At 73.3% G+C, this 26,757-nt stretch carries 22 protein-coding genes and 1 pseudogene; 15 read left to right on the forward strand and 8 right to left on the reverse strand.

Features of this window, described 5'->3' with window-relative positions; all coding sequences use genetic code 11:
- Positions 1-3 precede the first annotated feature (3 nt).
- Entirely contained in the window at positions 4-1,827 is a 1,824-nt protein-coding gene (locus ACZ5VD_RS32270) for a hypothetical protein (protein ID WP_468684269.1), read from the forward strand.
- On the opposite strand, the gene ACZ5VD_RS32275 is transcribed toward ACZ5VD_RS32270, so the two are convergent.
- On the reverse strand, positions 1,766-2,305 hold the full coding sequence (locus ACZ5VD_RS32275) for a hypothetical protein (RefSeq protein ID WP_468684228.1): 540 nt from the start codon (positions 2,303-2,305) through the stop codon (positions 1,766-1,768). The genes ACZ5VD_RS32270 and ACZ5VD_RS32275 overlap by 62 nt on opposite strands.
- A 101-nt stretch (positions 2,306-2,406) precedes the next feature.
- Positions 2,407-3,120 (reverse strand): nucleoside/nucleotide kinase family protein, encoded by a 714-nt coding sequence (locus tag ACZ5VD_RS32280; protein WP_468551460.1) that lies wholly within the window; start codon positions 3,118-3,120, stop codon positions 2,407-2,409.
- Positions 3,121-3,528: 408 nt separating this feature from the next.
- On the opposite strand from ACZ5VD_RS32280, the gene ACZ5VD_RS32285 reads away from it, so the two are divergent.
- The 3 genes from ACZ5VD_RS32285 to ACZ5VD_RS32295 all read left to right on the forward strand — a co-directional run bounded on the left by ACZ5VD_RS32285 (position 3,529) and on the right by ACZ5VD_RS32295 (position 6,426).
- Complete coding sequence (locus ACZ5VD_RS32285; protein ID WP_468551461.1) at positions 3,529-4,470, forward strand: lysylphosphatidylglycerol synthase domain-containing protein; 942 nt, start codon at positions 3,529-3,531, stop codon at positions 4,468-4,470.
- A 346-nt stretch (positions 4,471-4,816) separates the two neighbouring features.
- Positions 4,817-5,986 (forward strand): Nickel transporter NicT, encoded by a 1,170-nt coding sequence (nicT, locus tag ACZ5VD_RS32290; RefSeq protein WP_468551462.1) that lies wholly within the window; start codon positions 4,817-4,819, stop codon positions 5,984-5,986.
- Between the two features lie 149 nt (positions 5,987-6,135).
- On the forward strand, positions 6,136-6,426 hold the full coding sequence (locus ACZ5VD_RS32295) for a DUF6355 family natural product biosynthesis protein (RefSeq protein ID WP_468551463.1): 291 nt from the start codon (positions 6,136-6,138) through the stop codon (positions 6,424-6,426).
- A 108-nt stretch (positions 6,427-6,534) separates the two neighbouring features.
- Here the strand turns inward: ACZ5VD_RS32295 and ACZ5VD_RS32300 are convergent, their stop codons facing one another.
- The 4 genes from ACZ5VD_RS32300 to ACZ5VD_RS32315 form a co-directional block, all read right to left on the reverse strand.
- Positions 6,535-7,497 carry a hypothetical protein gene (locus ACZ5VD_RS32300; RefSeq protein WP_468684230.1) on the reverse strand — a complete coding sequence of 321 codons (963 nt, stop codon included), beginning with the start codon at positions 7,495-7,497 and terminating at the stop codon, positions 6,535-6,537.
- An 11-nt stretch (positions 7,498-7,508) separates the two neighbouring features.
- Entirely contained in the window at positions 7,509-8,981 is a 1,473-nt protein-coding gene (locus ACZ5VD_RS32305; RefSeq protein WP_468551465.1) for an APC family permease, read from the reverse strand.
- A gap of 292 nt (positions 8,982-9,273) precedes the next feature.
- On the reverse strand, positions 9,274-10,677 hold the full coding sequence (gene sthA / locus ACZ5VD_RS32310; protein ID WP_468684232.1) for a Si-specific NAD(P)(+) transhydrogenase: 1,404 nt from the start codon (positions 10,675-10,677) through the stop codon (positions 9,274-9,276).
- A 68-nt stretch (positions 10,678-10,745) separates the two neighbouring features.
- On the reverse strand, positions 10,746-10,952 hold the full coding sequence (locus ACZ5VD_RS32315; RefSeq protein ID WP_468551467.1) for a hypothetical protein: 207 nt from the start codon (positions 10,950-10,952) through the stop codon (positions 10,746-10,748).
- Between the two features lie 161 nt (positions 10,953-11,113).
- Between ACZ5VD_RS32315 and ACZ5VD_RS32320 the strand changes: the two genes are divergently transcribed.
- On the forward strand, positions 11,114-13,375 hold the full coding sequence (locus ACZ5VD_RS32320) for an MMPL family transporter (protein ID WP_468551468.1): 2,262 nt from the start codon (positions 11,114-11,116) through the stop codon (positions 13,373-13,375).
- On the opposite strand, the gene ACZ5VD_RS32325 is transcribed toward ACZ5VD_RS32320, so the two are convergent.
- Positions 13,332-14,471, reverse strand: coding sequence for a PP2C family protein-serine/threonine phosphatase (locus tag ACZ5VD_RS32325; RefSeq protein WP_468551469.1), 1,140 nt, complete (start codon positions 14,469-14,471; stop codon positions 13,332-13,334). The genes ACZ5VD_RS32320 and ACZ5VD_RS32325 overlap by 44 nt on opposite strands.
- A gap of 331 nt (positions 14,472-14,802) precedes the next feature.
- Between ACZ5VD_RS32325 and ACZ5VD_RS32330 the strand changes: the two genes are divergently transcribed.
- The gene (locus tag ACZ5VD_RS32330) at positions 14,803-15,699 is read left to right on the forward strand and encodes a GNAT family N-acetyltransferase (RefSeq protein ID WP_468551470.1); all 897 of its coding nucleotides are present in this window, start codon (positions 14,803-14,805) and stop codon (positions 15,697-15,699) included.
- Positions 15,700-15,879: 180 nt separating this feature from the next.
- Positions 15,880-16,212 (forward strand): hypothetical protein, encoded by a 333-nt coding sequence (locus tag ACZ5VD_RS32335; RefSeq protein WP_468551471.1) that lies wholly within the window; start codon positions 15,880-15,882, stop codon positions 16,210-16,212.
- Positions 16,213-16,245: 33 nt separating this feature from the next.
- Here the strand turns inward: ACZ5VD_RS32335 and ACZ5VD_RS32340 are convergent, their stop codons facing one another.
- A complete protein-coding gene (locus ACZ5VD_RS32340; RefSeq protein WP_468551472.1) occupies positions 16,246-17,127 on the reverse strand; it encodes a Gfo/Idh/MocA family protein in 882 nt (293 codons plus the stop codon).
- Positions 17,128-17,427: 300 nt separating this feature from the next.
- On the opposite strand from ACZ5VD_RS32340, the gene bdeA reads away from it, so the two are divergent.
- The 8 genes and pseudogenes from bdeA (at position 17,428) to ACZ5VD_RS32380 (ending at position 26,726) form a co-directional block, all read left to right on the forward strand.
- A complete protein-coding gene (gene bdeA / locus ACZ5VD_RS32345) occupies positions 17,428-18,402 on the forward strand; it encodes a bis(hydroxyethyl) terephthalate hydrolase (RefSeq protein WP_468551473.1) in 975 nt (324 codons plus the stop codon).
- A gap of 117 nt (positions 18,403-18,519) precedes the next feature.
- Positions 18,520-20,205: pseudogene (locus ACZ5VD_RS32350) on the forward strand (LuxR C-terminal-related transcriptional regulator); the annotation flags it as partial.
- Between the two features lie 133 nt (positions 20,206-20,338).
- The gene (locus ACZ5VD_RS32355; RefSeq protein ID WP_468684233.1) at positions 20,339-21,610 is read left to right on the forward strand and encodes a PucR family transcriptional regulator; all 1,272 of its coding nucleotides are present in this window, start codon (positions 20,339-20,341) and stop codon (positions 21,608-21,610) included.
- A gap of 174 nt (positions 21,611-21,784) precedes the next feature.
- Entirely contained in the window at positions 21,785-22,603 is an 819-nt protein-coding gene (locus tag ACZ5VD_RS32360) for an ABC transporter ATP-binding protein (protein ID WP_468684235.1), read from the forward strand.
- Positions 22,600-23,415, forward strand: coding sequence for an ABC transporter ATP-binding protein (locus tag ACZ5VD_RS32365; protein ID WP_468684237.1), 816 nt, complete (start codon positions 22,600-22,602; stop codon positions 23,413-23,415). The genes ACZ5VD_RS32360 and ACZ5VD_RS32365 overlap by 4 nt, the downstream gene beginning before the upstream one ends.
- On the forward strand, positions 23,412-24,308 hold the full coding sequence (locus tag ACZ5VD_RS32370) for a branched-chain amino acid ABC transporter permease (RefSeq protein ID WP_468551477.1): 897 nt from the start codon (positions 23,412-23,414) through the stop codon (positions 24,306-24,308). The genes ACZ5VD_RS32365 and ACZ5VD_RS32370 overlap by 4 nt, the downstream gene beginning before the upstream one ends.
- A 76-nt stretch (positions 24,309-24,384) precedes the next feature.
- On the forward strand, positions 24,385-25,461 hold the full coding sequence (locus ACZ5VD_RS32375) for a branched-chain amino acid ABC transporter permease (protein ID WP_468684271.1): 1,077 nt from the start codon (positions 24,385-24,387) through the stop codon (positions 25,459-25,461).
- A complete protein-coding gene (locus ACZ5VD_RS32380; protein WP_468551478.1) occupies positions 25,458-26,726 on the forward strand; it encodes an ABC transporter substrate-binding protein in 1,269 nt (422 codons plus the stop codon). The genes ACZ5VD_RS32375 and ACZ5VD_RS32380 overlap by 4 nt, the downstream gene beginning before the upstream one ends.
- Positions 26,727-26,757 lie beyond the last annotated feature (31 nt).

A 26,757-nucleotide genomic window follows, 5' to 3' on the forward strand; every position in this document is an offset into this window, starting at 1 on the left:
CCCGTGCACCTCACGCACCAGCGCGGCCCCCTGCACGACCTGCCCGACAGCCCCGAGGCGTACGACGCGGTCCTCGCCGACGTCATCGAGCAGGCCCTCGCGCGCATCACGCCCGAGGGAAACCTCGAACACCCCGACTGCGTCGACGACATCGGCGACACCTCGCTGGGCATCACCTCCCTGCTGGCGTTCGCCTGGCAGCGCACCAAGGACCCCCGCCTGCCCGAGGCGGTGCGCCGCAGCCTCGCCTTCCACCTGGACGAGCGGGTGTACGTCGACGACAACCCCGGCTACCCGAACCTCACGGTGCGCGACTCCCGGCTGCCGTACGCCCGTTACACCCTCGCGGCGGGCGCCCACCCGATCGGCGACTGGCCGAGCACGGTGTGGGCGCTGCTCCAGGCCGTCAACGTGCTGGACGCGGCGGACGGCCTCGTCGACGACGCGCAGCGCACCCGGCTCGTGGAGACGGCGCGCGGCTACTGGAGCTGGCTGACCGGGGCGACCTTCTTCAACCCCCAGGAGGCGGGCAACCAGGCGATCGGCTGCGTCGTCGGCGGCCTGATGCTGGCCCGCCATCTCCCCTCCCCGGAGCGGGAGTCGGTCCGCGCGCGGGCGCTCCAGCTGTACACCGACGAGATCCGCGCCCACCGGGTCCGCGACCGGGGTGCCCTGCTGCCCCCCGAGCACGGCGGCGCCTACGACAACAACTACGGCCCGATCTCCCTGTCGTTCCTGGCCCAGGCCCATCTGGTCAGCGGTGAGGAGGTGTTCGCCGAGGACGGGGACGCGCTGGCCCGCTACCTCGACGCCCGCCTCACCGGCGGCGGCTTCGACAACGGCGGCCCCCGCTACAGCGAGCAGCACTCCGCCTTCGAGTCGGTCCTCGGCCTGCGCTACTTCGGCGCCCGGATCGGCTCCGACCTGGGCCGCTATCGGGGCGACAGCCGCTGGGCCCGGCACGCGGTGAAGGCGGACGGCGGGGTCGACGGCCACTTCGCGTGGATGCTGGTCTGGCAGATCCAGGACACCACGCCCTGGCACCGCGAGCCGTCCCCGGCGGCCACCCGGCACCAACTGCGCGCGGGCACGGTCTCGGTGGCCTTCGACGACCACATGACCCCGGCGGTGATCGAGGCCGCCGGCACGTACTGCCTGGCCGCGGCCGTCGACCGCCAGCACGGCTTCGGCCCCGTCACCGACGGCTTCCTGTTCTGCCGCCCCATGGGCCAGGTCCGCGTCCGCGACGTCCGCGCCGACGGCCTCACGGCCAAACTGGTCACCAAGCCGGTCGTCGGCCGCGACCACGTCCTGCGCCGGGTGCGCTCCCTGTACGTCACCGACGGCACCACCCTGTGGACGACGGTCGCGGTCGAACGCCTCGACGGGACACCGTACTTGCTGGCCGGCCTGCCGTACGCCGAGGACGACGGCGACCAGGTCCGGCGTACGGCACACGCGGCGGTGTCCTCCGCGGGCACCCTGCGCCTGACCCATCCGGACGGCGAGGGCGCGGAGTTCTTCGACACCCGAGCCGAGCTCACCCAGCAGCAGGCCGCGTTCGCCCTCGCCGAGGACCCGCGCGGCTACGGCAACCCGGACGCGGGCTGGCGGCACCTGGTCGCCTCGTCGGCCCTGGAGGCCGGTCCGGTCCCGGACGCACCGGAGGACCTGCATGTCTTCGCGGTGCGCTACGGAACCGAGGAGCCGTTCACGGTGTCCGTCGAGCGGGACGAGGCAGGCCTGACCATCCGGACGGACTCCTTCACGGCGGTCCTCGGTGCCGAGGACGCGCACGCGGAACCGACGCTGTCACTGCGCCGCTGAGGGACCCTCGGGCCCGGGGCCGTCCGTGTCGGACGGGCAGCCCCCAGTCGCGCCGCGCGGTCCCGTCGACCGCCTCGGCCCACTGACGCACCAGGGTGTCGACCGCGTCGACGTCCGGCACCCGCCCCCGTGGCTGCGAGGCGCGGGTGTCGTGGATCCCGCGCGGTTCTTCGAGCAGCGGTTCGGTCCGGACCCAGTGGGTGCCGAGCGCGGCCACGACGGGCGGCGGACGGACGTGTGCCCGGAGCGGGCGCCAGGGCTCGGCGTCCGAGCGGAAGTGCCCGGCCTCCGGTTCGCCGTCCTTGTTTTCCCCGCCGTCCCCGTCCACGCCCCACCGGAACAGGCCCGGCAGAGAGGCGTCGAGGCGCTCGCCCAGCGCCGGCGGGACGACCTCCCGGGCCCTGCCCCAGCCCTCCGTCGCCCAGAAGTGCGGCTGGTACCGACCGAGGGCGCCGCGGAACCCGTACCGCCGCTCCACGGAACCCGGGCGCAGCGGGGAACCCTCAACCCGCCTCCGGTTCCGCGGCCGTGCCGAAGTCGCCCTCGGGACAGGCGGCCTCGTGCGGCACGTCCTCCCGCTCAGCCGCGGGCGTCCGCTCCCACCGCTCCCGGTCCACCGCCGGCACGGTGATGTCCGACCCCATCCGGCCACCCCACGGCGCCCCGCACCACCAGGTCGGCCCGCTCCCGGGTCGCCGCGACCAGCTCGGCGTTGCGCTGGTCGGAGCCCAGCACCCAGGCCACCGCCTCGTCAGGGCCCTTGCCGAACTCCTCGTGCCGGGCCACCAGTCGACGTACCCGCTCCTCCTCGTCGACCTCGCAGAACCACACCTCGTCCAGCTCGCCCCGCACCCGCGCCCAGACGTCCGTGTCCAGCAGCAGGTAATTGCCCTCCGTCACTACCAGCCGGGCGGTCGGCGGCACCGGGATCGCCCCCGCGATCGGCTGTTCCAGCACGCGTTCGAAGCCGGGCGCGTACACGAGGTCGCCGTCCGGCTCCTGGAGACGCAGCCGCCGCAGCAGTGCCGCGTATCCCGCCGCGTCGAAGGTGTCGGGCGCCCCCTTGCGGTCACGTCGGCCGAGCCGGTCCAGTTCGACGTCGGCGAGGTGGAAGCCGTCCATGGGAACGTGCGCCACCCACGGCTCACCGGCGCCGTTGAGGGCCCGTACCAGCTGCTCGGCGAGCGTCGTCTTGCCCGCGCCCGGGCTGCCCGCGATGCCGAGGAGCGCACGGTGGCCGTGGCGGGTGAGGGCGTCGGCGCGGCGGAGGAGGTCGTCGAAGGTCGGCGGCACGCGTCCGAGTGTGCCATCCGGCGCCGAGTCGATGACTTCGGGTTCGCGGGGCAGTCTGGTGCACGGGGGAGGCCGCAGGGCGGCCACTGGCTGATGGCCCACGAACACCACTCGTTCCCGCACGACTGACACGGACTACGCACGACTGGCATCGGACCGCGCACGCCGGCGCCCGCACCCCCTTCGACGTACCCGCTGATCGCCCGGGGCCTTCAGGCACCTGGCCCAGCGGCGCCCTGCGCACCGGTCCGAAGCGGGTTATTTTGACCATGCTTTCCCCGGAATCACCCACGGCGTGACCGGCCGCGGGGCCCGGGAAGCACCACGACGAACACCGGGTGAGGGGTGGACGATGACCCACGGCACGGACGCCATGGTCGTCGGTGAGCGGCGAGGCGGACCGGTCGTATGACGTCCGAGCAGGTCGTCGTCGCCCCCGCCCGCGGGCGCGTCTACTGGCCGACCGTCCTGGCTCTCGGCGCCCTGGCAGCCGCCCTCTGGCTGGTCCGGCGCCACTGGTCCGTGCTGGAGACCGGCGCGCTGCGGCTCGCCGTGGCCGACCAGGGCTGGTTGCTGGCCGGCGCCACGGCCGCGGTCGCGACCTGGTGCTGCTCGGCGCTCGCCCTGCAGGGCGCCGTGCTCCGGCGGTTGCCCCGGAGGCGGCTCGTCGCCACCCAGTTCGCGGCCTGCGCCGCAGGGCAGGTGCTGCCCGCCGGGCTCGGCGCGGGCGCCGTCAACCTCCGCTTCCTCATGCGGTGCGGGCTGCCGGCCGGGCGTTCGGCGACCGCTGTCGCGGTCAAGGCCACCGCCGGCGGGCTCGCGAAGGCCGCCCTGATCGCCGTGCTCGCCGCCGCCTGCCCGGGCGTCCTGCGGGTGCCGCCCGGCTGGGGCGGAGGGGCGGCCGTCGTCGGCGTAACCCTCGGTGGTGCCGTCCTGCTCGGCGTCCGGCGCCGGCCCCGAGGCCGCCGCGCCCTCGGCGCGGTGCTGGCGGACATCGCGGCCGTCCACGCCCGACCGGGCCGCGCGGCCTGTCTGTGGGGTGGCTCGCTGGCGTCCGCCGGGCTGCACGCCCTCGTGCTGATCGCCGTCACCCGAGCCGTCGCGCTGCCCCTGTCCCCGGCCTTGGTGGCCCTGCTCTACCTCGCCGCGAGCAGCGCCGCCGCCCTGCTGCCCACTCCTGGCGGCCTCGGCTCCCTCGACGCCGCGCTCGGACTCGCCCTGGCCGCCGCCGGAGCACCGGCCGCCGCGGCCGCCTCCGCCGTGCTCGGCTACCGCCTTTTGACCGTTTGGCTGCCGCTGCTCCCGGGCCTCCTGACACTCGCGATCCTCGTCCGACGCAAGGCACTGTGAGACGCCTGCCGCGCGGGCGGATTCCCGTCCGGCCACTTCTGGCAGGACTCCGATGGCCGGTTCACGGACGAGGGGGCCATGACGGGGAACGGCACCGACGGGCGGCTGGGAGCGGAGTTCTTCACCCCGGGGTCGTCGTCCTTCCTCAGCCGCGAAAGGGTCGAGCAGCGCCGGGGCCGGCCGGACGGCCGTACGCCACGGCGTGACCGCGGCCCTGTGACAGGGCGCTTTCCCCAGTCGTGGGGAAGACCTGTCACGGGCTTTACTGCACATCACTTGCAGCTGCCGGAGGATGGCACAAGGCTGCTGGACGCGGCCGTACGACCAGAAGAAGGTTCTCCTCCCGATGACGGCCGCCCCTGACTCCGCTCCGCCCCTCCTCCCCGCGACCGCCCCCGAGAGGGGCTCGGTGCGGCGCCGCGTTCTTGGCTCCATGACGCGGCAGGAGTGGATCAGGGTGGGCGGGATGACCGCCGTGATCGTGGCCCTCCATGTGATCGGTTGGGTCACGCTGGTCGCGATCGTCGCGCCGCACCACTACAGCATCGGTGAGAAGTCCTTCGGTATCGGCATCGGCGTGACCGCGTACACGCTCGGCATGCGGCACGCCTTCGACGCCGACCACATCGCGGCGATCGACAACACCACCCGCAAGCTGATGGGCGAGGGACAGCGGCCGCTGTCGGTCGGCTTCTGGTTCTCGCTCGGCCACTCCAGTGTCGTCTTCGTCCTGGCCCTGCTGCTCTCGCTCGGGGTGAAGGCCCTCGCGGGGCCGGTCCGCGACGACGGCTCCCGACTGCACGACGTCACCGGTCTGATCGGCACGGCGGTCTCCGGGACCTTCCTGTACGTCATCGCGGGCATCAACCTCGTGGTCCTGGCCGGCATCTGGAAGGTGTTCCGCCGGATGCGCTCGGGCCACTACGACGAGGCCGCCCTGGAGGAGCAGCTCAACAGCCGCGGGTTCATGAACCGGCTCCTCGGCCGCGTCATGAGGTCGATCACCAGCCCCTGGCAGATGTACCCGCTCGGTCTGCTCTTCGGCCTCGGCTTCGACACCGCCACCGAGATCGCCCTGCTGGTCCTGGCCGGCTCGGGTGCCGCCTCCGGCCTGCCCTGGTACGCGATCCTGTGCCTGCCCGTCCTGTTCGCGGCCGGCATGTCCCTGCTGGACACGATCGACGGCACCTTCATGAACTTCGCCTACGGCTGGGCGTTCTCCAAGCCGGTCCGGAAGGTCTACTACAACCTCACCATCACCGGTCTGTCCGTCGCCGTGGCCCTCCTCATCGGCACCGTCGAACTCCTCGGCCTGCTCGCCGACAGGCTCGGCCTGCACGGCGTGTTCTGGGACTGGATCGCCGGCCTGGACCTGGGCGTCCTCGGCTTCGCCATCGTCGGCCTGTTCGTCGCCACCTGGATCATCGCCCTGGGCGTGTGGCGGTTCGCCCGGATCGAGGAGAAGTGGACGGCCGGCCTCGCGGCGCGGGCGGAGGAGGGCCGGGCGCGCTCCTGACGAGGCGAACCGGGCAAGATCATCCCAGTGGCCCAGTGACAGAACGATTCGCCGGGTGAACGGGCACGGCAGGTGATCAACGACGGCGGAGGCAGGGGCCATCCTGGGGCGGCAGTCCGATCCCCCCTTCACCGGCCAAGGAGATTCCTTTGCGTACTCGTCGTCTGTTCACCAACGCCCTCGGTGCCGCCGCCCTCGTGGTCGCCTCCCTGGGAGTGGCGACCACCACTGCGACCCCGGCGGCCGCGAACCCCTGCGGGTTCTACAAGACGGGCTCGGACGCCTTCTACAACCACTGCACCTCCGACGGCTCCCACGTGGTCATCAAGGTCGATGTCGCCTTCGCGCCCGACTACGAGCGCTGTGTCTACCCCGGCGAGACCTGGCTGGGTTCGGCCGGCAAGATCAACGGCGCCCACTACGTGGGCCGCACCTGCTGACGAGCGGGCGCCGACCCCACGACCGTGCTCCGTACCGTCCCGCCCCGGACGGTACGGAGCACTCCGTGTTCCCGGGTCTCCTGAGGCCCTCCGGGTTCCCGGACCCGGTCAGGTGCGCAGCTTGAACTCCTTGCGCCACTTGGCGAACTGCTTCTCCGGCTCCCCGGTGTACGACCACGGCGTCCGGGTGGCCCATCGCCCCTGCATCCGCAGCAGCGGCGGGGCGACATCCGCGAGGCCCGCGCAACAGGCCGCGTGCGTCAGGTAGTTGACGTCCCGCAGCTCGCCCGGCTCGATCACGTCCCGGGTCCGTCCCATGATCCAGCGCTGCCAGGTCCGCCGTATGTCGCCGACCGCGCCGTCGTTGGTCCAGTGCTGGCCCAGACCCACCGACGCCCGGCGGCCTCCCTCCACCGCCTCCTGGGAGTGCCGGAACTCCTCGACCCGCGCGTACTGCACCAGCACCGGCAGTGCGCAGCCGGCCGGCCCCACACCCGCCGCGTCACGGGCGAAGTCGTACATCAGGCCGTGCGAGCCGTGCCAGCGGGCCGCGTAGTAGTGCAGCACCTGGAGGTGGCCCTCCACGCTGTACGGGTCCCGGCCGTGCAACTCGTCCCACCAGCGCGCCAGTTCCTGCCGGCGCACCCCGGACTCGTACAGCCGCGCCACCGAGATCAGCGAGATCCACGGCGTCGGGTCGTCCGGGTACGAGTCGGCGGCGCGCAGACACGCCGTGACCGCCGCGTCGACGCGGCGCCGGTCGATCGGCACGCCCCGGCCCGCGGCGATGGCCAGGTTGAACGCCCGGGCCGTCTCGGTCGCCGCGTACAGCACCATCGCGTCGGCGCCGTGCGGTTCGGCGGCCAGCCACGACTCCGACGTCGAACTGCCCGTACAGGCCTGCGCCAGCGTCCGCACCCGGTGTCCGCGGGCGAGCCAGTCCGGGCCGGTCACCCGCAGGAGGTCGCGCAGCCCCTGCCAGCGGCCGATCACGATGTCGTGCTTGGAGGAACTGAGGGCACTGTCCCCGCAGTCGGGATCGAAATCAGGAGCGAAGCGGTCTCGCGCCATCGGGGTCTCCCTCAGAAGTCGGTGGACGGACCCTCGTAGGCACGGGAGTGCGTGGTCGAGCCGTCGACGAGGACGTAGTCCGTCTCGACGGTACGGCTGGCGTCGAGCTTCGCGGGCCGGTAGTAGTCGCTGCCCCGGTGCCAGTACCAGAGCATCGGGACCAGACCTGCGGCCAGACCGCCGATGCCGATCGTGATCGCGGCGCCGCTCAGCTCGCTCAGCGACTCGACGAACACCCAGAACATGAACAGGGCGCCGAACAGCGGCCAGACGCCGCCGAAGAAGAAGTTCGCGGCCGATTTCAGCAGCAGCTTGCGGTAGGCGACGACCGCCGCGAGCCCGGCCAGACCGTAGTAGACGGCGATCTGCAGACCGATCGCCGAGATCGCGTCGGAGAGGATGTCGCCGACCGTGCCCAGGGCGTTGGAGGCGATCAGCATCGTCACCGCCACCGTGCCGACCACCACGACGGCCACCCACGGGGTGTTCCAGCGGGGGTGGACCCGGCCCAGCGCGGACGGCATCGTCCGGTCGCGGCCCATCGCGAACAGCGAGCGCGTGACCTGGATCAGGGTGGTCTCCAGGGTGGCGATGGTCGACAGCATCACCGCCACGACCAGCAGCCTGCCGCCCCAGCCCGGCCAGAGCTCCTCGCCGAGCACCGCCAGCACATTGGCGTCGTTGCTCTCGATCTGCGGCGAGGACAGGATCACGTTCACCGCGATGGTGAACGCCTCGAACAGCAGGAAGACGACACCGAGGCCGATCAGGCCGGCGAGCCCCGTCGTGCGGCGGCTGTTGCGGGTCTCCTCGCTCAGGTTGCTGGTGACGTCCCAGCCCCAGTAGTAGAACGCGGCGATCAGCGCACCCGATGCGAAGCCCGCCACACCGTCGAAGTGGCCGAAGCCGAGCCACGACCAGTCGAAGGCCCGGGCGTTGTCGCTGTGGAAGACGGCGAGCAGGGCGAACAGCGCCAGGACGGCCAGCTCCACCCCGGACATGACGAGCTGCGCCCGGACGGTGAGCCGGGCCCCGCCGAGGACCACCGACAGCATGACCAGGAACCAGGCCGCGCCGACCGCCGTGGACAGCGCGGTGTTCTCCGCGAGCTGCTCGTCGAACAGGGACAGCGTCATCGACCCGGCCGGCAGCGAACCCGCGACCATGAAGATGGTCGTCGAGATCACCAGCGCCCAGCCGCTGAGGAAGCCCAGGAAGGGATGGAGCGTGCGCCCCACCCAGGAGTAACTGGCGCCCGCGTTCACGTCGATGCGGCCGAGGTAGCTGAACGCCAGCGCGATCCCGAGCATCGGGATCGCGCAGTACAACAGGGCGGCGGGGCTCGCCAGGCCCACCGCGCCGACCAGAACCGCGGTCGTCGCGGTCAACGAGTAGGCCGGGGCGCTGCCCGCGACGGCCATCACCACCGTGTCGAACGTGCCGAGGGCGTTGGCCTGCAGCCCTCGGCCCCTGAAGTTGCTCATGGTTGTGCTGCTTTCCGTCGTGCACGACGCGAGGACGGTGGTGCCCGGGCGGCGCTGGAGAGTGGGGGGTTGCTCCGCCCCCGGCGGGAGAAGGGTGGCCTCGCGCCGGGGGCGGTGGAAAAGCAGGGATGGCGGATACCGTGCGGTCGCTGCGTGGACGGACGGTCACACCGCGTGTGCGTGTGATGATAGCGGCACTCTTCGACCTTCCGGGATCGGCTGGGAAGTAACCTCCCGAGGTCGCCGAACACCGCACTCCGTTAAGCCGCTTGAGGACGAGACCTTCAGGCTCTCAGTCCCCGATCCGGTCGATCAGGCGGAGTTTGTTGGTCGCGTCCAGGGCGGCGACCTTGTAGGACTCCGCGAGCGTCGGGTAGTTGAACACCGCGTTGACCAGATAGTCGACCGTGCCGCCGCAGCCCATCACGGACTGGCCGATGTGGATGAGCTCGGTGGCGCCCGTGCCGAAGCAGTGCACCCCGAGCAGACTGCGGTCCTCGGGGGACACCAGCAGCTTCAGCACGCCGTGGGAGTCGCCGATGATCTGACCCCGGGCCAGCTCGCGGTAGCGGGCCACGCCCACCTCGAACGGCACACTGTCCTCGGTGAGTTGGTCCTCGGTCCGGCCCACGAAGCTGATCTCGGGGATGGTGTAGATGCCGATCGGCTGAAGGTTGTGCATCTGCGCGACCGGCTCACCACAGGCGTGATAGGCCGCCGCCCTTCCCTGTTCCATCGAGGTCGCGGCGAGCGCCGGGAACCCGATCACGTCACCCACGGCGTAGATGTGCGGCACCTGGGTCCGGTAGTGCTCGTCGACCGTGATGCGGCCGCGTGGATCCGCCGCCAACCCGGCCTTGTCCAGGTCGAGTTCGTCGGTCAGGCCCTGTCGTCCCGCCGAGTACATCACCGCGTCGGCCGGAATCTTCTTGCCGCTCTCCAGCACGGTGAGCGTGCCGCGCGGATGCCGCTCGACCGCGGCCACCGTCTCCCCGAACCGGAACGTCACGGCCAGGTCCCGCAGGTGGTACTTGAGCGACTCCACGACCTCGACATCGCACATGTCGAGCATCCCGGCCCGCTTCTCGACCACCGTGATCTTGCTGCCGAGGGCGGCGAACATGGACGCGTACTCCATGCCGATGACACCGGCGCCCACGATGACCATGGACCGCGGCACCTGTTCGAGGGCCAGGACGTTGTCCGAGTCGATGATGGTCCGCCCGTCGAACTCCACGCTGTCGGGCCGCGCCGGCCGGGTGCCGGTGGCGATCACGATGTGCTTGGCGCTGAGCAGCCGTTCGTGGCCCGTCACCTCGCGCAGGGCCACCGTGTGGTCGTCGACGAACCGGCCGGTGCCGGCGAACAGGGAGACGTGGTTGCGGGAGAGCTGACTGCGGATGACGTCCACCTCGCGGCCGACCACGTGCTGGGTGCGCGCGGTGAGGTCGCCGACGGTGATGTCCTCCTTCAGCCGGTAGCTCTGGCCGTACAGATCGCGCTGGGTCAGGCCGGTGAGGTACAGCACCGCCTCGCGCAGGGTCTTGGACGGAATGGTGCCGGTGTGGATGGAGACGCCGCCGACCATGTCGGGGCGGTCGACGACGGCGACCCGGCGGCCGAGCTTGGCCGCGGCGATGGCGGCCTTCTGGCCGCCGGGACCTGATCCGATGACGAGCATGTCGAAGTCGGGCACCCTCGGGAGTCTGTCAGTCCCGGTGCCCGCTTCGATAGGGCGCCCGGGCAACTGCCCGGGCGAAACCGCTAGGGCAGCAGCTTCTCCAGTGCGGCCGGCCCCTCCGCCTCCAGCTTGCGGCGGGCCCATTCCAGGTTGCGCGGGGTGAGGTCCCGGCCGGCGGCCAGCACCACGTCCTCGGGCGACACGTCCGTGCCGGTGCGGGTGTGGAGCAGGGCGTCCGGGGTGGCACGGTCCTCGGCCGGCCCGGTCGCGTCGGGCTGTGACGTCGGCATGATGGCAGCTCCTCGGATCCGGATCGGGTGCACGGCCCCGGCCTTCCCGCACCGGGCCCGACACCACCATTGAACGCCCGTCCGGCCCGGGATGCCCGGGCGATCACCCGGGCGTCTAATGGGGGGACCGGACGACCCGGCCGACCAGGAAGACCAGGCCCATGTCACCCACGGGATCCAGCGAAGCGGGAGGGGAAACCGCCGCTCCGGGGGGACTGCGGCGACTGGGGGAGTGGTGCGCACGCCACTTCGTGATCGTGATCGTGGCCTGGCTCGTCGCCCTGGCGGCGCTGCAGGTCCTCAACCACACCCGGGGCGGCACCTACTCCGACAACTTCTCCCTTCCCGGCGCACAGTCCCAGCAGGGCCTCGACGTCCTGAAGAGCCACGACCCGGCGGCGGGCGGCTACAGCAGCCAGATCGTCCTGCACGACGGGCAGAAGTCCCTCGGCTCGCTGACCTCACAGATGTCCACCACCGTCGAGGACCTGCAGAAACTGCCGCACGTCCTCGCCGTCCAGAACCCGCTGTCCGGCCAGTCGTCGAAGGTCGGCCCGCTCTCGTCCGACGGGAAGACGGCCTACCTCACCGTCCGCTTCGACGTACAGCCCTCGACCCTCGGTGACGACTACCTGCACGGGGTCGACGACGCCGTCGAGCCGCTGCGCGCCGCCGGAGCCGACGTCGAGTACGGCGGTCCGCTGGGCGAACTGGCCCGGCCCGCCGCCGACGACCGGGTCAGCGAGCTGATCGGCTTCGGCGTGGCGATCGTCGTCCTGCTGGTCGGCTTCGGCAGTGTCGTCGCGGCCGGACTGCCCCTGCTGACCGCGCTGATCAGCGTCATCGGAGGGCTCGCCGGTCTCGGCCTGCTCGCCGCGGCGTTCACCTTCGCCACCGTCTCGCCCACCCTGGCCACGATGATCGGCCTCGGCGTCGGCATCGACTACGCCCTCTTCCTGATCACCCGTCACCGGCAGGGACTCATCGACGGCGCCGACCCGGTGCGCTCCGCGGGGCACGCCACCGCCACCAGCGGCCGGGCCGTCCTGGTCTCCGGCTGCACCGTGATCATCGCCCTCGCCGGGCTGTCCGCGTCCGGCGTCGGCTTCATCGGCAAACTCGGGCTGGCCGCGGCCGTCACCGTCGTCTCGGCGGCCCTCGGCGCCCTCACCCTGGTCCCGGCGCTGCTCGGCCTGATCGGCACCCGCATCGACCGCTACCGGGTCCGGCGCCCCGTCGCCGAGACCGACGCCGCCGGCGGCGAGACACCGCAGGGCACCTGGCACCGCTACGCCCAGCGGGTCGAGCGGCGGCCGTGGCGCTACCTGGCCGCCGGAGTCACGGCCGTCGTGGTCCTCGCCCTCCCGGTGCTGTCCATCCAGCTCGGCCACATCGGCGACGGCGCCGACCCCAGGTCGTTCACCGACCGGCGGGCCTACGACCTGATGACCGACGCCTTCGGGCCGGGCTCCAACGGCCCGCTCACCGTCGTCATCGACCAGACCTCCGTGCCGTCCGCACAGCGCGACACCCTCTCCGCGCAGGCGCAGAAGACCCTCGACGCCGTCGCGGGCGCCACCACGGTCACCCCGCTGACCCCCACCAAGGACGGCGACGTCCTCATCGCCACGGTCTACTCCGCGAAGTCCCCGCAGAGCGCCGACACCACCGACCTGACCAACCGGCTGGTCGACGACACCCTGCCCGACGCGGTCTCCGGCACGGACGCCAAGGGCTATGTCACCGGGACGACCGCGGCCCAGGTCGACTTCCGGGACATCGTCGCCGCTCGGCTGCCCCTGATCATCGGCGTGGTCGTCGCCCTGTCCTTCCTGATCATCCTCGTCGTCTTCCGCGGCCTGCTCGTCGCGCTCAAGGCCGCCGTCCTCAACGTCCTCTCGATCACCGCGTCCTACGGTGTCGTCGTCGCCGTCTTCCAGTGGGGCTGGGGCGGGCCCGTGCTCGGCGTCTCCGGAAAGGTGCCCATCGAGAGCTATGTGCCGATGATGATGTTCGCGATCATCTTCGGGCTGAGCATGGACTACGAGATCTTCCTGCTGTCCCGCGTCCACGAGGCCTGGCTGCGCACCGGGGACGCCAAGGCCTCGGTCGCCCACGCCCTGGAGATCACCGCCCGGGTCATCACCTGCGCCGCGCTGATCATGGTGAGCGTGTTCGCGGCCTTCGTCGTCAGCGACAACATCGTGGTGAAGATGCTGGGCCTGGGCCTCGCGGTCAGCGTGCTCATCGACGCCACCGTCGTACGCCTGCTGATGGTGCCCGCGGTGATGACCCTGCTCGGGAACCACGCCTGGTGGACACCCCGCACGCTGGACCGGTTCCTCCCGCACATCGACACCGAGGGGGAGCAGGAGAACCTCAGGGCCCCCGCGGACGCCCGGGAGCCAGGACGAGCATCGTGACGTCGTCGTGCAGGGTCCTGCTGTGCCCGAGCAGGTCCGCCCACACCCGCGACGCCAGCGCGGCCGGGTCGTCGTCGGCACCCGGCACGCCGAAGGCCGCCAGCCGCTCGGTCAGTGGATAGAAGGCGCCGGTGGTGTCCCTGGCCTCGGTGACCCCGTCGGAGGCGAGGAAGAGCCGGTCCCCGGGCGACAACGGCACCGTGCGGCCGACCGGCGGCGCGGTACCGGACAGCCCGAGCCCCAGCGGACTGCCCACCGGGACCGCCGGCTCGACCACCCGCCCGTCCCGCAGCAGCAGGGGAGCGGGATGCCCGCACGCCACGATCCGCACCGCCCGCCCGTCCGCGGCGAACTCCAGCAGCACGGCCGTCGCGAACAGCTCCGAGTGCGGCACCCCGGCCGCGTCCAGGACCAGCCTGCGGTCCAGCCGGGCGGCCACCGCCTCCGGATCCGGCTGGTCGAGCACCGCCTCCCGGAACGCCCCCAGCAGCGAGGCCACCGTCGCGACGGCCGACAGCCCGTGCCCCTGCACGTCCCCCATGACCGCACGCACCCCGAAGGGCCCCTGCCGCACGTCGAAGAAGTCACCCCCGACCAGCGTCCCGCGCTCGGCCGCCCGATACAGCCCCGCACACCGCACAGGCCCCACCCAGGGCGGCAGCGGCGGCATCACGGCGTGCTGCGCGGCCCGGGCCACGGCCCGCTCGGTGACCAGCTGGGCGTCCCGGCGGCTGCGGACGAACGACACGAACACGCTCAGCGCGGCCACGAAACACACGGTGAGCAGGTCGGTGCTGCCGGGGTCGTTCAGCCGCAGCGCGGGGACGAACAGCACCGACACCACCAGGGCACCGAGCACCGCCGTCGCCGCCGGGCCGTACGACAGCACGGCCAGCGGCGGGATGGCACCCAGCACGAACCCGATGTCGAGCGCCTCACCGCTCACGAGGGTCGCCGCGCACACACCCACCAGCAGCGCGGCGGGCAGCACCCGCACCCAGAGCGGCGGCGGCGCCCCGCGCAGCCAGCCACGCCGGTCCCGGCCGCGCACTGTGTTCACCCGTCCCACGCTGCTACGTCGGCCCCCGCGGCGCATGCGGAGGGCCGACGCAGCAGCGTGGGAAGCGCCCTGGAACGGGGTCGGCGTCCGACGTGTCCCCGTGGGTGCCGGGCCCTGGACGGAGAAGGCGAAGTGGTCGACCTCGATGTCACGGACGGCGGCTTCCGGGTCCCATGGGCCCGCGCGCGTTTAATTCGGCCCTGTGGACCGCGTGATCGGGGTACGGTGAGGCCTCACGCCCCGAGACCGACGGAAGGAGGCGAGTGCCGTGCAGTTCACCCTTATCCAGCGCTCCCTCTCCGTTGTCCCGGCGTGCTTCGTCTGACCGGGAGCGCTCCACGCAGTACGCATCCCGAAGGACATACTCATGACCGATCTGGTCATCCGCGCGCTCGACGAGCGCGACGTCTCTCTCTTCGACGCCCTGCCCGATCCGCTCGGCGCCCGTGAGGGGCACCGGCTCACCCGGCACCGCCCCGACTGGAAGCGGGTCGCCCTGCGCGACGGCGAGGTCGTGGCGCGCGGCGCCTGGTGGGGCGGCCCCGACGACACCGAACCCCTCAACATCAACTGGTTCGACGTGGCCGAGGGCGAGGAGGAGGCGGGCGCCGAACTCCTGCGCAGCGCACCCTGGCAGGTCGAACTCGAACTGAACCTGCCCGGTGGCCGGCGCGAGGACCCCGTCGTGCGCGCCGCCGCCGAGACCCGCTTCGAGGCCGCCCGCCGGGCCGGATACGAACTTCTGGTGGAACGCTTCATCTACCGGTGGACACCCGCATGCGGACTGCCCGAGCGGCCCGGCCGACTCGTGTTCCGCCCCGAACCGGACGACGAGGTCTTCCGCGCCGCCCTGCGCCGCATCCACTCCGTCACCCTGGACGCCCACAGCCTGCTCGCCATCGAGGAGGGCGGAGTCGAGAAGGCGGCACAGGAGGAACTCGACTTCTTCCACTGGTGCCCGTCGCCGCGGGAGTGGTGGCGGATCGCCCACACCCCGCAGGGAGACCCGGTCGGCATCCACATCCCGGTGCACAACCCGTCGGGCCCCTGCGTCGGCTTCATCGGGGTCCTGCCGGACCAGCGAGGGCGTGGCTACGCCTACGACCTCCTCGCGGAGTGCACCCACTTCCTGGTCGAACAGGGGGCGGAGGTCGTCTCCGCCGCCACCGACCAGGGCAACTTCCCGATGGCCGCGAACTTCACCCGGGCGGGCTTCCCCGTCGTACGCGAACGCCTCAACTTCCAGGTCCCGCGCACTCGGTGACCTGACCTGATCTGACCTGACCTGTGTGGTGCCTCGTGCTTGATGCCCGGCGCCGGCGGACGGTTCGTGCCGTCTGTCGGCGCCGGGTGGCATGCTGATCGGCGGGTGGATCACGGGGCGGATCGACAGGCGGTCCGGTCGACAGGCGGTCCGGTGGTGGCAGACGGGGACGGAGGCACGGTGGGGTTCGACGGCGAGGTGTGGCGGGTGCGCAGCGGCACGGAGACGGTCGGGGAGATCCTGATCGACGACGCCGACTTCCCGTGGCCGGCCGGCCGGTTCACCGCCGGTCCGGTGTACCCGGCCCTCCAGGAGCTGTTCGCCCGTGAACTCGCCCTGGCGGGGCAGGACGACGAGGGGCACTGGAAGGAGTGGGAGACCGTCTGCGACGAGATCCGGCGCCGGGTGACGCTGTCCTCGCCGGACGGCCCGGTGCCCGAGTTCCTGCTGCACATCGAGGGCGACCGGGCCTGGTTCCGGTGGAGCGAGGAGCCGTTCGACGACCAGGGGTGAGCAGCGGGCGGGGGAGGGGCGCCTCGCCGCGGGTCAGTTGCCTTCCAGCGCGGCTTCGGCCGCCGCGAGGATCTCGGTGACCCGCAGGCCGAACCGGGCGTCGCACGGGTGCGGGCGGCCGGTGCGGGCGGAGTCGAGCAGCGCGTCGGCGGCCCGGGAGAGGGCGGTGCCGACCTCCTCGGAACTCTCCGGGAGCAGTGCCACCCCGGCCGCGCCCCGCAGTTCGACGCCGGCCCCCGACGCCGCGGGCGGAGCCGTCAGGCTCAGCGTCAGCGTGCTGGACGCGCCGCTCACATGGTCGAGGACCAGGTGCACGGTGTCACCCGGGCCGGACGCGGCGGCCGACACCCGCCGGGCATCGCCGAGCACCGGCAGCAGCACGGACAGGGCGTGCGGGCCCACGTCCCACAGGGCGCCCTTCTCACGCCGCCACGGCGAGTCCGCGAAGGGGCTGTCGCTGGTGAACACCGAGCCGAGCCACTCGGCCCGCCCGGTGAACCAGCCCTCGGCAGCCGCCTGTTCGGTGATCCACGCGTCGATCTCCGACTGGAAGCGCGCGGTGAAGAAGACGACCGAGGCGACGCCCGCCGCCTCGACGGCCTCGACCACGGCCCGCCCCTGCTCCACGGTCGTGGCGACGGGCTTGTCCAGCAGCAGATGGCACCCCGCCCGCGCGGCCCGTGCCGCGAGGTCCGCCTGTACGGCCGGGGGCAGGGCCACGGCCACCGCGTCCACCTCGGCGAACAGCGCGTCGACGTCGTCGTAGGCGCGCGTGCCGTGCAGATCGGCCAGTTCCCCGGCCGCGTCCGGGCGGCGGCCCCACACCCCGACGAACTCCAGTCCCGCGTGCCCGGCGAGAGCGGGGGCGTGGGCCATCCGGGCCCAGGGTCCGGTACCGAGCAGTCCGATGCGCATGCCGTCGCCTCTCCATGCCGTACGACCTCGTCACGACCGGTGGCGGACGGCCGACCGGTCGGGGTGAGCGTGCCACACGCACCGGACGGACGTGCGACCGGCTCGGGAACGAGGTACCGGGCACCGCGCACGTCTCTGGGGCTGCGTCACAAGACCGGTGACATTGCCGATCCCCGACGCGGGGTCGCCCCCCGACAGTGGCACGGCAGGCAAGCGGCGGCCGTCCCCCCACAGGCCCCGGCGGCGCACGTGCGCCGGGCCCGGCCGGGCGGCTCGCCACGACCGAGAGGACGACTCGTCGTGCACGAGCAAGCGCACCAGCACCAACACCGGCAAGCGCACCCGCACCCGCGGCCCGGCCCCCTTCCCCGGGCCACCCGGCCCGCCCCGCACGGCCGCCCCAGGGCCCACCGGTTCACCGGCGCCCTCGCGGCGATCGTCGCGACGGTGGGCCTCGGCACCCTCGCCGCTCCCGGTGCCCAGGCGGCGGAGAACCCCTACGAGCGCGGCCCGGCACCCACCGACGCCTCCATCGAGGCACCGCGCGGCCCCTACGCGGTCTCCGAGACGACCGTCTCCCGCGCCACCGTCACCGGGTTCGGCGGCGGCACCGTCTACTACCCCACCAGCACCGCCGACGGGACCTTCGGAGCCGTGGTCGTCTCACCCGGCTACACCGGCACCCAGTCCTCCATCTCCTGGCTGGGACCGCGCCTGGCCTCCCAGGGGTTCGTCGTCTTCACCATCGACACCCTCACCACCCTCGACCAGCCGGACTCACGAGGCCGCCAACTGCTCGCCGCCCTGGACCACCTCACCCAACGCAGCTCGGTGCGCGGTCGCGTCGACGGCAGCAGGCTCGGCGTCATGGGGCACTCGATGGGCGGCGGTGGCAGCCTGGAGGCCGCCAAGTCCCGCCCCGCGCTCCAGGCGGCGATCCCCCTGACGCCCTGGAACATCGACAAGTCCTGGCCCGAGGTGAGCACACCCACCCTGATCGTCGGCGCGGACGGCGACACCGTCGCGCCGGTCGCGAGCCACGCCGAGCCCTTCTACGACAGCCTGCCCGCGTCCACCGACCGGGCCTATCTGGAGCTGAACAACGCCACGCACTTCTCGCCGAACACGTCGAACACGACGATCGCCAAGTACAGCGTGTCCTGGCTCAAACGGTTCATCGACAACGACACCCGCTACGAGCAGTTCCTGTGCCCGCTGCCCCGGCCGAGCGTGACGATCGAGGAGTACCGCGGGAACTGCCCGCACGGCTCCTGACCGCTCCTGACTGTTCCTGACCCTTCCGACGGCCTTGTGCCGGTGCACGGGCGTCGACCGGTGACGCTGGGCACCGGCACAAGCCGTCCCTCCCTTCGGACGCACGCCTTCCGCCTCTCGACAGCGGTCCGTAACGTCGCGGGAATGACCGGACAGAGGCCCGCGCCGACCTCGGCCGCCCTGTCGGACCGGCCGACGACGGCGGGCCCGGACCGGCAGGCCCGCGACACCCTCGCAGCACCAGCACCAGCACCAGCACCAGCACCAGCACCAGCACCAGCGTCAGTCGCCACGCGTGGACGGGACGCGCTCGTGCGAGGGCTGGCCGAACTGCGCGACGGCCCGGTGGGGGACGCCCATGCCTCCCTCCTGCTCGCCGCGGCCCTGCTCGACGCCGGCACCCCCGAGCGGTCCGCGCACGCCGCCCTCGCCGCCGCGCACGCCGCGTGGGCCGCGGGTGACCGGGCCGCCTGTCTCAAGGCGCTCGCCCTCGCGGGCGCCGACGGCGCACCTGCCCCGGCCCGCCCGCCGGGGACCGCCGGACCAGGGCATGCCGGACCACGGCCAGAGCGCGACGGACACGACCCGGTGCGCGACCACGCCCTCGGCATGCGCGGCCTGCTGGAGGAACGCTTCGACCGGGCGGCCGTACCCCTGCGCCGCGTGGTGGAGCACGCCCGTACCGACGAGGAACCGCAAGGACTGCTGCGGTCGGCGTCCGCGGCACTTCTGCTCGGTGACATGGCGGCGGCCCGCGCGGCCGGCGCCCGGGCCCTCGCGGGAGCCCGGAGCAGGGGTGCGGCGGCGCTGGTGCCGCAGGCGCTGGAGTACCTGGCCTACGCCGAGCTGCGTGCGGGCCGGCACGCGCAGGCCCGCACCCATGCCCACAAGGGTCTGCGCATCGCGCTGCGGGCCGGGCAGCGCAACACCGCGGCCCACCACCACGCCGTGCTCGCCCTGGCCGCGTCGATCGAGGGGGACACCGGCGCGGTCGCCGGGCATGCCGCCGCCGCGCTGGCCATCGCCCGCCGGCACGGGCTGGCCCAGGCGGCCACCCTGGCGCAGTGGGCCACCGCGCGCGCCGACCTCGGAGGCGGCCGTCCCCTCGACGCCGCCGACCGGCTCGGCCCACTGGTGCGACCCGGCCCCCGGCGCGGGCACTTCGCGGTGTGGATGCTCGCCGTGCCCTGCTATGTGGAGGCCGCCGTGCTCGCCGGATGCCGCGACGACACCCCGACGCTCGTCGAGGAGTTCGCCCGGTGGGCGGCCTTCGGCGCCGACCCGCAGGCCCCCGCCCAACTGGCCCGCTGCCGCGCCCTGCTGGCCGTCCCGGAGAACGCGGACGCGCTCTACCGACGGGCCCTGGTCCTGCACGACGAGGCGGGCGGCGACTTCGAACGGGCCCGCACCGACCTCCTGTACGGCAGATGGCTGCGCCGCAGACGCAGGCTGCGCGAGGCCCGGGACCGCCTCGGGGCCGCACTCGTCGGGTTCGACCGCTGCGGTGCCCGGGTGTGGGCGCGGCAGACCGGAGCCGAGCTGCGGGCGCACGGAACCGCCCCGTGCCCGAGCGGCCCGGACGCGCTGTCCCGTCTGACACCCCAGCAACTGCGCATCGCCCGGTACGTCGCCGAGGGTGCCACCAACAGGGAGGTGGCGCTGCGGCTGGCCGTGAGCACCCGCACGGTCGACTGCCACCTGCGGAACGTCTTCGCCGCCCTCGGTCTGCGCTCCCGGATCGAACTGGCGCGGCTGGTCGACCGGACGGGAGAGGCCGGGGAACAGACCGGTGCACGACCCTAGGGACCGACCGGACGGTATGCCATCCTTCGGGGCAGGACGACTCGGGTGGCGGGCGCCGCGGCCAGAGCCGTGGACCGGCAGGGGGTCCGCCGCGGGCGCGGTGCCGCGCCGCCGAACCTGGGGGAGGACCGTCATGCACCATGCCGTACGGCCACGAACAGCGCTCCGCCCGGGACCGGTGCCCGTTCCGCATCCGCGGACCCGGCGGGTGCGGTCCCTCACCGACGCCGACGCGCTGCATGCCCTGCACCGCGCCGCCCGCGTACTGCTGGACGACCTGCCCGACCTGACGGACCGGCTGGTGGCCGTTCTGCAGGACCAGGAGCCGGCCTACCGGGCCGCCCTGGAGGGCGACCCCGTCGGGACCTGGCAGGAGGTGCACCGGTCGCTGCGGCACAGCGTGGCCTCGCTGATGGACCCCCGCAACGCCCGGGACGCCGCCCGCCGTTGCTCGTGGAAGATCGGCGCCGCCCGCGCCGAACAGGGCCTGCCGCTGGACGCCCTGCTGCACGCGTTCCGCCTCGGCGGGTCGCTGGTGTGGCAGGGGCTGGTCGAGGAGACCTCCCGGACCGCCCCCGAGGACGTACGCCTCCTCGTCCACGTGGCGTCCGACGTCTGGAACTTCGTCGACGAGCACTGCACCCTCGTCGCGGACGCCTACCGGCAGGTCGAGCGGCAGCTGACCTGGCGGCGCGAGAACCGGGTACGGCTGCTGGCCGCGGCCCTCCTCGACGGGACCAGCCGGATCGCCGACCTGCCCGAGACCGCGCAGGCGCTGGACCTGCCCGAGCACGGGCGGTACGCGGTCGTCGCGGTCGCGGGCGAGGACCCCTCGGGATCCGCCGCCGCCCGGACCGCGGCCGTGCCCGAAGGGCTGCGCGTGCACTGGCACACCGGCGTGGAGGTGGACTACGCGATCGTCCTGGTCGGCGGCGGCGGCCCGCCGGAACCCGCGCCCCGGCCTCCGGGCCCCGCGACGGGCGCCAGGATCGGCGTCGGCGGCGCCGTGGAGGGGCTGGCCGGCATCGGCGACGCCCGCCAGCAGGCCGACACCGCGCTCGGCCTCTGTCCGGCCGGGGGCGGCGCGGTCCGGCTGTCCGAGCACCTGCCCGACGCCCTCGTCGTCCTGGCCCCGGAACTCGGCAGGGCCCTCGCCGACCGGGTGCTCGGCCCGCTCCGACGACTGGAGCCGGCCGACGGCGCGGTGCTCCTGGAGACCCTGGTCGCCTGGCTGGCCTGCGACGGTTCCGCGCAACGGGCCGGCGAGCGGCTCTACTGCCACCGCAACACCGTGCTGAACCGGCTGCGGCGCTTCGAGCACCTGACGGGACGCTCCCTGGCCCGTCCCGCCGACGTGGTGGAGATCAGCCTCGCCCTCACCGCCCGCCGGCTGCTGCGCGACTGAGGACACCCGCCGTCCCCGTACCCCCTGGGCATCCGCACAGGCTCTCCGGGCGGGCACTGGGACGGCGCAGCGAGCGCGCGCCAAGTCCTGTACCGGCTGCCGACGCCCGTGCTGTCGTGGGCTCCCTTCCCCCGCAGCCCGTGCCGCCCGGCACGGATACGAGGAGCCGCCGCGATGCCCGCAAGACCACCGGACGAGGAACCCGCCCTGTACGTCGGGGAGCTCGACGTGACCTACGGCCGTGCCCTGTCCGCCCTCCGCTCCGTGACCCTGACCGTCCCGCACGGCGGTGTCGTCACCCTGCTCGGTGCCAACGGCGCCGGCAAGACGACCCTGCTGCGCGCGGTGTCGGGCACCCTGCGGCTGCACCGCGGGGCGATCACCGGCGGCCGGATCCGCTACGGCGACACCGTCCTCGACGGCCGGGACCCGGTCGCCGCGGTCCGCGCCGGAGTCGTCCAGGTACCCGAGGGCCGCCGGGTGTTCGCCGGACTCACCGTCGACGAGAATCTGCGCAGCGGCGCCCTCGGCCTCGGCCGGCGCGGCCCGGCAGCGGTCCGTGAGGGCCGGGACCGGGTGTTCACCCTCTTCCCCCGGCTCGCCGAACGCACCCACCAGGCGGCCGGCCTGCTGTCCGGGGGAGAGCAGCAGATGCTGGCCATCGGCCGCGCCCTGATGGCGGCGCCCCGGCTGCTCCTGCTCGACGAACCCTCGCTGGGTCTCGCGCCGAAGATGGTGTACCGGATCGCCCAGGTCGTCCGCGAGATCAACGCCCAGGGCACCGCCGTCCTGCTGGTCGAACAGAACGCCGGCCTGGCGCTCTCGCTCGCGGACCACGCCCATGTCCTGGAGGTGGGCGAGATCCGGCTGTCCGGGCCCGCCGACGAACTCGCCCGCACCGACGCGGTACGCCGCCTCTACCTCGGCGAGGAGACCGGTACCGACCTGTCCGGCACCGACCGGCCGTCCGACGCCGGGCAGGGGGTCGCGTGACCCGCTCCGCCCCGCGCCCGCGTGCCGCCGAACCTCCCGTACTGCGCGTACGGGACGTCACCGTGCGCTTCGCCGGGCTCACCGCGCTCGACGACGTGTCCTTCACCGTCGTCCCCGGATCGGTACACGCCCTCATCGGACCCAACGGGGCCGGCAAGTCCACCTGCTTCAACGTCCTGTCCGGCCTGTGCCGCCCCGCCGCCGGCACCGTCACGCTCGGCGACGCCGAACTGTCCCGGCTCGCCCCGCACCGGATCGCCGCCCTCGGCGTGGCGCGGACGTTCCAGAACATCGTCACCACGGAGGGAACCGTCGCCGACAACCTCATGCTCGGCCGGCACGTGCACTCCCGCGCGGGCTTCACGGCCAGCGCCCTGCGCCTGCCCCGGGTCGTCGGAGAACAGCGCGAGCACCTGGCCAAGGCCCGCGAGATAGCCGAACTCACGGGAATCGGCGGCCACTTCGACACACCGGTTGCTCTGCTGTCGTACGGCGACCGCAAGCGGGTGGAGTTCGCCCGCGCCCTGTGCCTGGAGCCGAGCGTGCTGCTGCTCGACGAGCCGGTCGCCGGCATGAACGCCGCCGAACGCGCACGGACCGCCGACGCCGTCCGGGACGTCCGCGCCGAACTCGGCCTGTCCGTCGTCCTCGTGGAGCACGACATGGGCCTGGTCATGCGGCTCGCCGACGAGGTCACCGTCCTCGACTTCGGCCGCCGCATCGCCCACGGCACCCCAGGCGAGGTCCGGCGCGACCCCGAAGTGCTGCGCGCCTACCTCGGCACCGGAGCACCCGAGGAGGACGTGGCATGAGCGCCCTCCTCGACACCCTCCTCAACGGACTCGCCCTCGGCTCGGTCTACGCCCTCGTCGCCCTCGGCTTCGTCGTCATCTTCAAGGCGTCGGGCGTGCTCAACTTCGCCCACGGCTCCCTGCTCCTGCTCGGCGGCTACCTCACCGCGGTCCTCCACGACGACCTCGGATTCGCCGGTGCCCTGGCCCTCGCCGTCCTGGCGACGGCGGCCGTGGCCGGCGCGATCGACCGCTTCCTCCTCCAGCGCGGCGATCCGGACCCGCACGCCGCCCATGTGCAGACCATCGTGACCATCGGCATCGACATCCTCCTGGTGACCGATCTGGCCCGGCGCATCGGCGGCGACCTGCTCACCCTGGGCGACCCCTGGGGCGACTCGGTGCACGACCTCGGGCCGGTGACCGTCGCCGACAGCAGGCTCGCCGCCATCGCCGTCTCGGCCGTCGTCATCGGCGCGGTCTTCGCCCTCTTCCGGTTCACCGCCTGGGGACTGTCCCTGCGGGCGGCGGCCGAGGACCTGGAGGCGGCCGCCCTGATGGGCGTCCGGCTGGTCAGGGTGCGCACCCTCGCCTGGTGCCTGGCGGGTGCCCTCGCCGCGCTGGCCGCGGTCTTCCTCGTCGCGTTCCCGGCGCCCGGCCTGGAGCGCACCACCGGCCAGATCGCCCTCAAGGCCTTCCCCGCCGCGATCCTCGGCGGCATGACCTCCCCGGGCGGCGCCCTCGCCGGCAGTGTCCTGATCGGCCTCACCGAGGCCCTGGTCGCCGGCTACCAGTCCGAACTGCACGTCCTGGGCGAGGGGTTCGGTGACGTCGCCCCGTACGCCGTGATGGTGCTGGTGCTCCTGGTACGCCCCACCGGGCTCTTCGGCGCGAGAGGAGCGGTCCGTGTCTGACTCCACGGCCCGCACCCGAGCGAGCGTGTCCGGTTCCACGGCCCGCACCCGCGCGGCGCGTTGGGGCGGGCGAGGTCTGCCCGTCGTGGTCCTGTGCGTCCTGCCCTTCTACCTGGACGCCTTCTGGCTGCGCATCGGCCTGTTCTCCCTGGCCGCCGCCATCGGTGCCATCGGCCTCGGCCTGCTGACCGGCACCGCGGGCCAACTCTCCCTCGGCCACGCCTTCTTCCTCGCCGTCGGCGCGTACGGGTACGTCTGGCTGGCCGGCGAGCCCGGACCCGGTCTCCCGCCCGCGCTCGCCCTCGTCCTGGCGGTCCTCCTCGCCGGGGCGGCGGGCGGCCTCTTCAGCCCCGTCGCGGGCCGGGTACGCGGCATCTACCTGGGCGTCGCCACCCTGGCCCTCGTCTTCCTCGGCCACCACGTCCTGCTCACCGCGGACTCCGTCACCGGCGGCTTCAACGGCCGCTCGGTCCCCCCGCTGCCCGGTTTCACCGACGCGGATCCCCGACTCGTCCTCCTGGGCGTGCCGTTCGGCGCCGAGGAACGGCTCTGGTACCTCGGCCTGGCACTGTTCGCCCTCAGCTGGTTCACGGCACGCGGCCTGCTGCGCGGACGCCCCGGCGGTGCCCTGACGGCGCTGCGCGACAGCGAGACCGCGGCCGCGGTGATGGGCGTGCACGTGGCCCGGTACCGCTCGGCGGCCTTCGTCGTGTCCTCGATGTACGCCGGCCTCGCCGGAGTGCTCCTGGCCCTCGCCTTCCGGCGGGTCGTGCCCGACTACTTCGCCCTGGCCCTGTCGGTCGACTACCTCGCCATGATCGTCATCGGCGGCCTCGGCTCCGTGACCGGAGCCACCGCCGGAGCCGTCTTCGTCACCGCGCTGCCGCTGCTGATGACCCGCTACGCCGACCAACTGCCCCTGGTGGCCGCGCCGGGATCCACGGACGCCGGGGTCGGCCCGACCGAGGCGGCCCGCTACCTCTACGGCGCGGCCATCGTCCTGGTCCTCCTGTACACACCCGACGGACTGCGCGGACTGAGCCGACGCCTGCGCACCCGGCGCCCGCCGCACCGCCCACCGGACAGCGCGACCTCGTCCCCCGGAGCCACCGCCGACCCCTCAGCCGTACGAGCCAAGGAGCACACCCCGTGAACGTCACGCACCGCAGGAAACCCCTCACCGGCCTCGCCGCCGCGGCCGTCGCCCTGTTGTTGGCGGGCTGCAGCGCCAAGGCCGACGGTCAGGACACCGGCGACGGCGCCGACGGCGTGAAGACGGGCCCGGGCGTCACCGACACGACCGTCCGGCTGGGCGCCCTCACCGACCTGACCGGGCCCTACGCCACCCTGGGCAAGAGCATCGTGCAGGCCCAGAAGATGTGGGCCGACGAGACCAACGCCAAGGGCGGTGTCTGCGGCCGGGACGTCGAGATCGTGGTCAAGGACCACGGCTACGACGTACAGAAGGCCGTCGCCGCCTACGCCGACATCTCCGCGGACGTGGTGGCGCTGCCCCAGGTCATCGGGTCGCCCGTGGTCGCCGCGCTCCTCGACGACATCGAGCGCGACAAGCTGCTGACCTTCCCGCAGGCCTGGGCCGCCTCCCTCCTCGGCAAGGACGCCGTACAGGTCCTCGGCACCACCTACGACGTCGACATGATCGCCGCCGTCGACTTCCTGACCCGGACCAAGGGCCTGGCCAAGGGCGACACGATCGGCCACGTCTACTTCGAGGGCGACTACGGGGCCAACGCGCTGGAAGGCTCCCGCTGGGCCGCGGAACAGGCGGGGATGAAGGTCGTCGGCCAGAAGATCAAGGCGACCGACTCGGATCTGTCCGCGCAGGTGACCGCGTTGCGCAAGGCCGGTGTGAAGGCGGTCCTGATCAGCGCGGGACCCGCCCAGACGGCCTCGCTGACCGGGGTGGCGGCCTCCAGGGGGCTGCGCGTGCCGATCGTCAGCAGCGCGCCGGGCTTCGCCCCCCAGCTGATGAAGACGCCCGCCGCCGCCGCGCTGAAGGCCATGCTGCACGTGGTGAGCGCCGCGCCGGCCGTCAGCTCCGACCTGCCCGGGGTGCGCCGGATGGTCGCCGCGTACGGGAAGAAGTACCCGGGCTCCCCGGTCGACTCCGGGGTGTTGTCCGGGTACAACGCCGCTCAACTCCTGGGCGCCGACCTGAAGAAGGCGTGTGCGGCGGGCAGCCTGGCCCGCGAGGACGTGGTCGCCGCGCACCGCGCGCAGAAGAACGCCGACACCGGCCTCGGCAGCCCGCAGGACTTCTCCGACGTGGCCCGGCCCGCGAGCCTGTCCACGTACGTGCTGCGGCCCGACGGCGCGGCGGCCGGCGGACTCGTCGCGGTGGAGGACGCGCACCGCGCCCCCGGAGTCGAGGAGTACCTGGCCTCGCGCACCTCCTGACCCGGACGCGCGCCTCCCGGCCTCGCGCCTG

Source organism: Streptomyces sp. NPDC032822, assembly GCF_055578825.1.

Excerpts from the sequence above, each read along its gene's own strand:
- ACZ5VD_RS32285 (WP_468551461.1), top strand. The coding sequence starts at position 3,529 with ATGACGTCCGAGCAGGTCGTCGTCGCCCCCGCCCGCGGGCGCGTCTAC.
- nicT (WP_468551462.1), top strand. The coding sequence starts at position 4,817 with ATGACGGCCGCCCCTGACTCCGCTCCGCCCCTCCTCCCCGCGACCGCC.
- ACZ5VD_RS32300 (WP_468684230.1), bottom strand. The coding sequence starts at position 7,497 with ATGGCGCGAGACCGCTTCGCTCCTGATTTCGATCCCGACTGCGGGGAC.
- ACZ5VD_RS32305 (WP_468551465.1), bottom strand. The coding sequence starts at position 8,981 with ATGAGCAACTTCAGGGGCCGAGGGCTGCAGGCCAACGCCCTCGGCACG.
- ACZ5VD_RS32315 (WP_468551467.1), bottom strand. The coding sequence starts at position 10,952 with ATGCCGACGTCACAGCCCGACGCGACCGGGCCGGCCGAGGACCGTGCC.
- ACZ5VD_RS32320 (WP_468551468.1), top strand. The coding sequence starts at position 11,114 with ATGTCACCCACGGGATCCAGCGAAGCGGGAGGGGAAACCGCCGCTCCG.
- ACZ5VD_RS32325 (WP_468551469.1), bottom strand. The coding sequence starts at position 14,471 with ATGCGCCGCGGGGGCCGACGTAGCAGCGTGGGACGGGTGAACACAGTG.
- ACZ5VD_RS32330 (WP_468551470.1), top strand. The coding sequence starts at position 14,803 with ATGACCGATCTGGTCATCCGCGCGCTCGACGAGCGCGACGTCTCTCTC.
- ACZ5VD_RS32340 (WP_468551472.1), bottom strand. The coding sequence starts at position 17,127 with ATGCGCATCGGACTGCTCGGTACCGGACCCTGGGCCCGGATGGCCCAC.
- ACZ5VD_RS32355 (WP_468684233.1), top strand. The coding sequence starts at position 20,339 with ATGCACCATGCCGTACGGCCACGAACAGCGCTCCGCCCGGGACCGGTG.
- ACZ5VD_RS32360 (WP_468684235.1), top strand. The coding sequence starts at position 21,785 with ATGCCCGCAAGACCACCGGACGAGGAACCCGCCCTGTACGTCGGGGAG.
- ACZ5VD_RS32370 (WP_468551477.1), top strand. The coding sequence starts at position 23,412 with ATGAGCGCCCTCCTCGACACCCTCCTCAACGGACTCGCCCTCGGCTCG.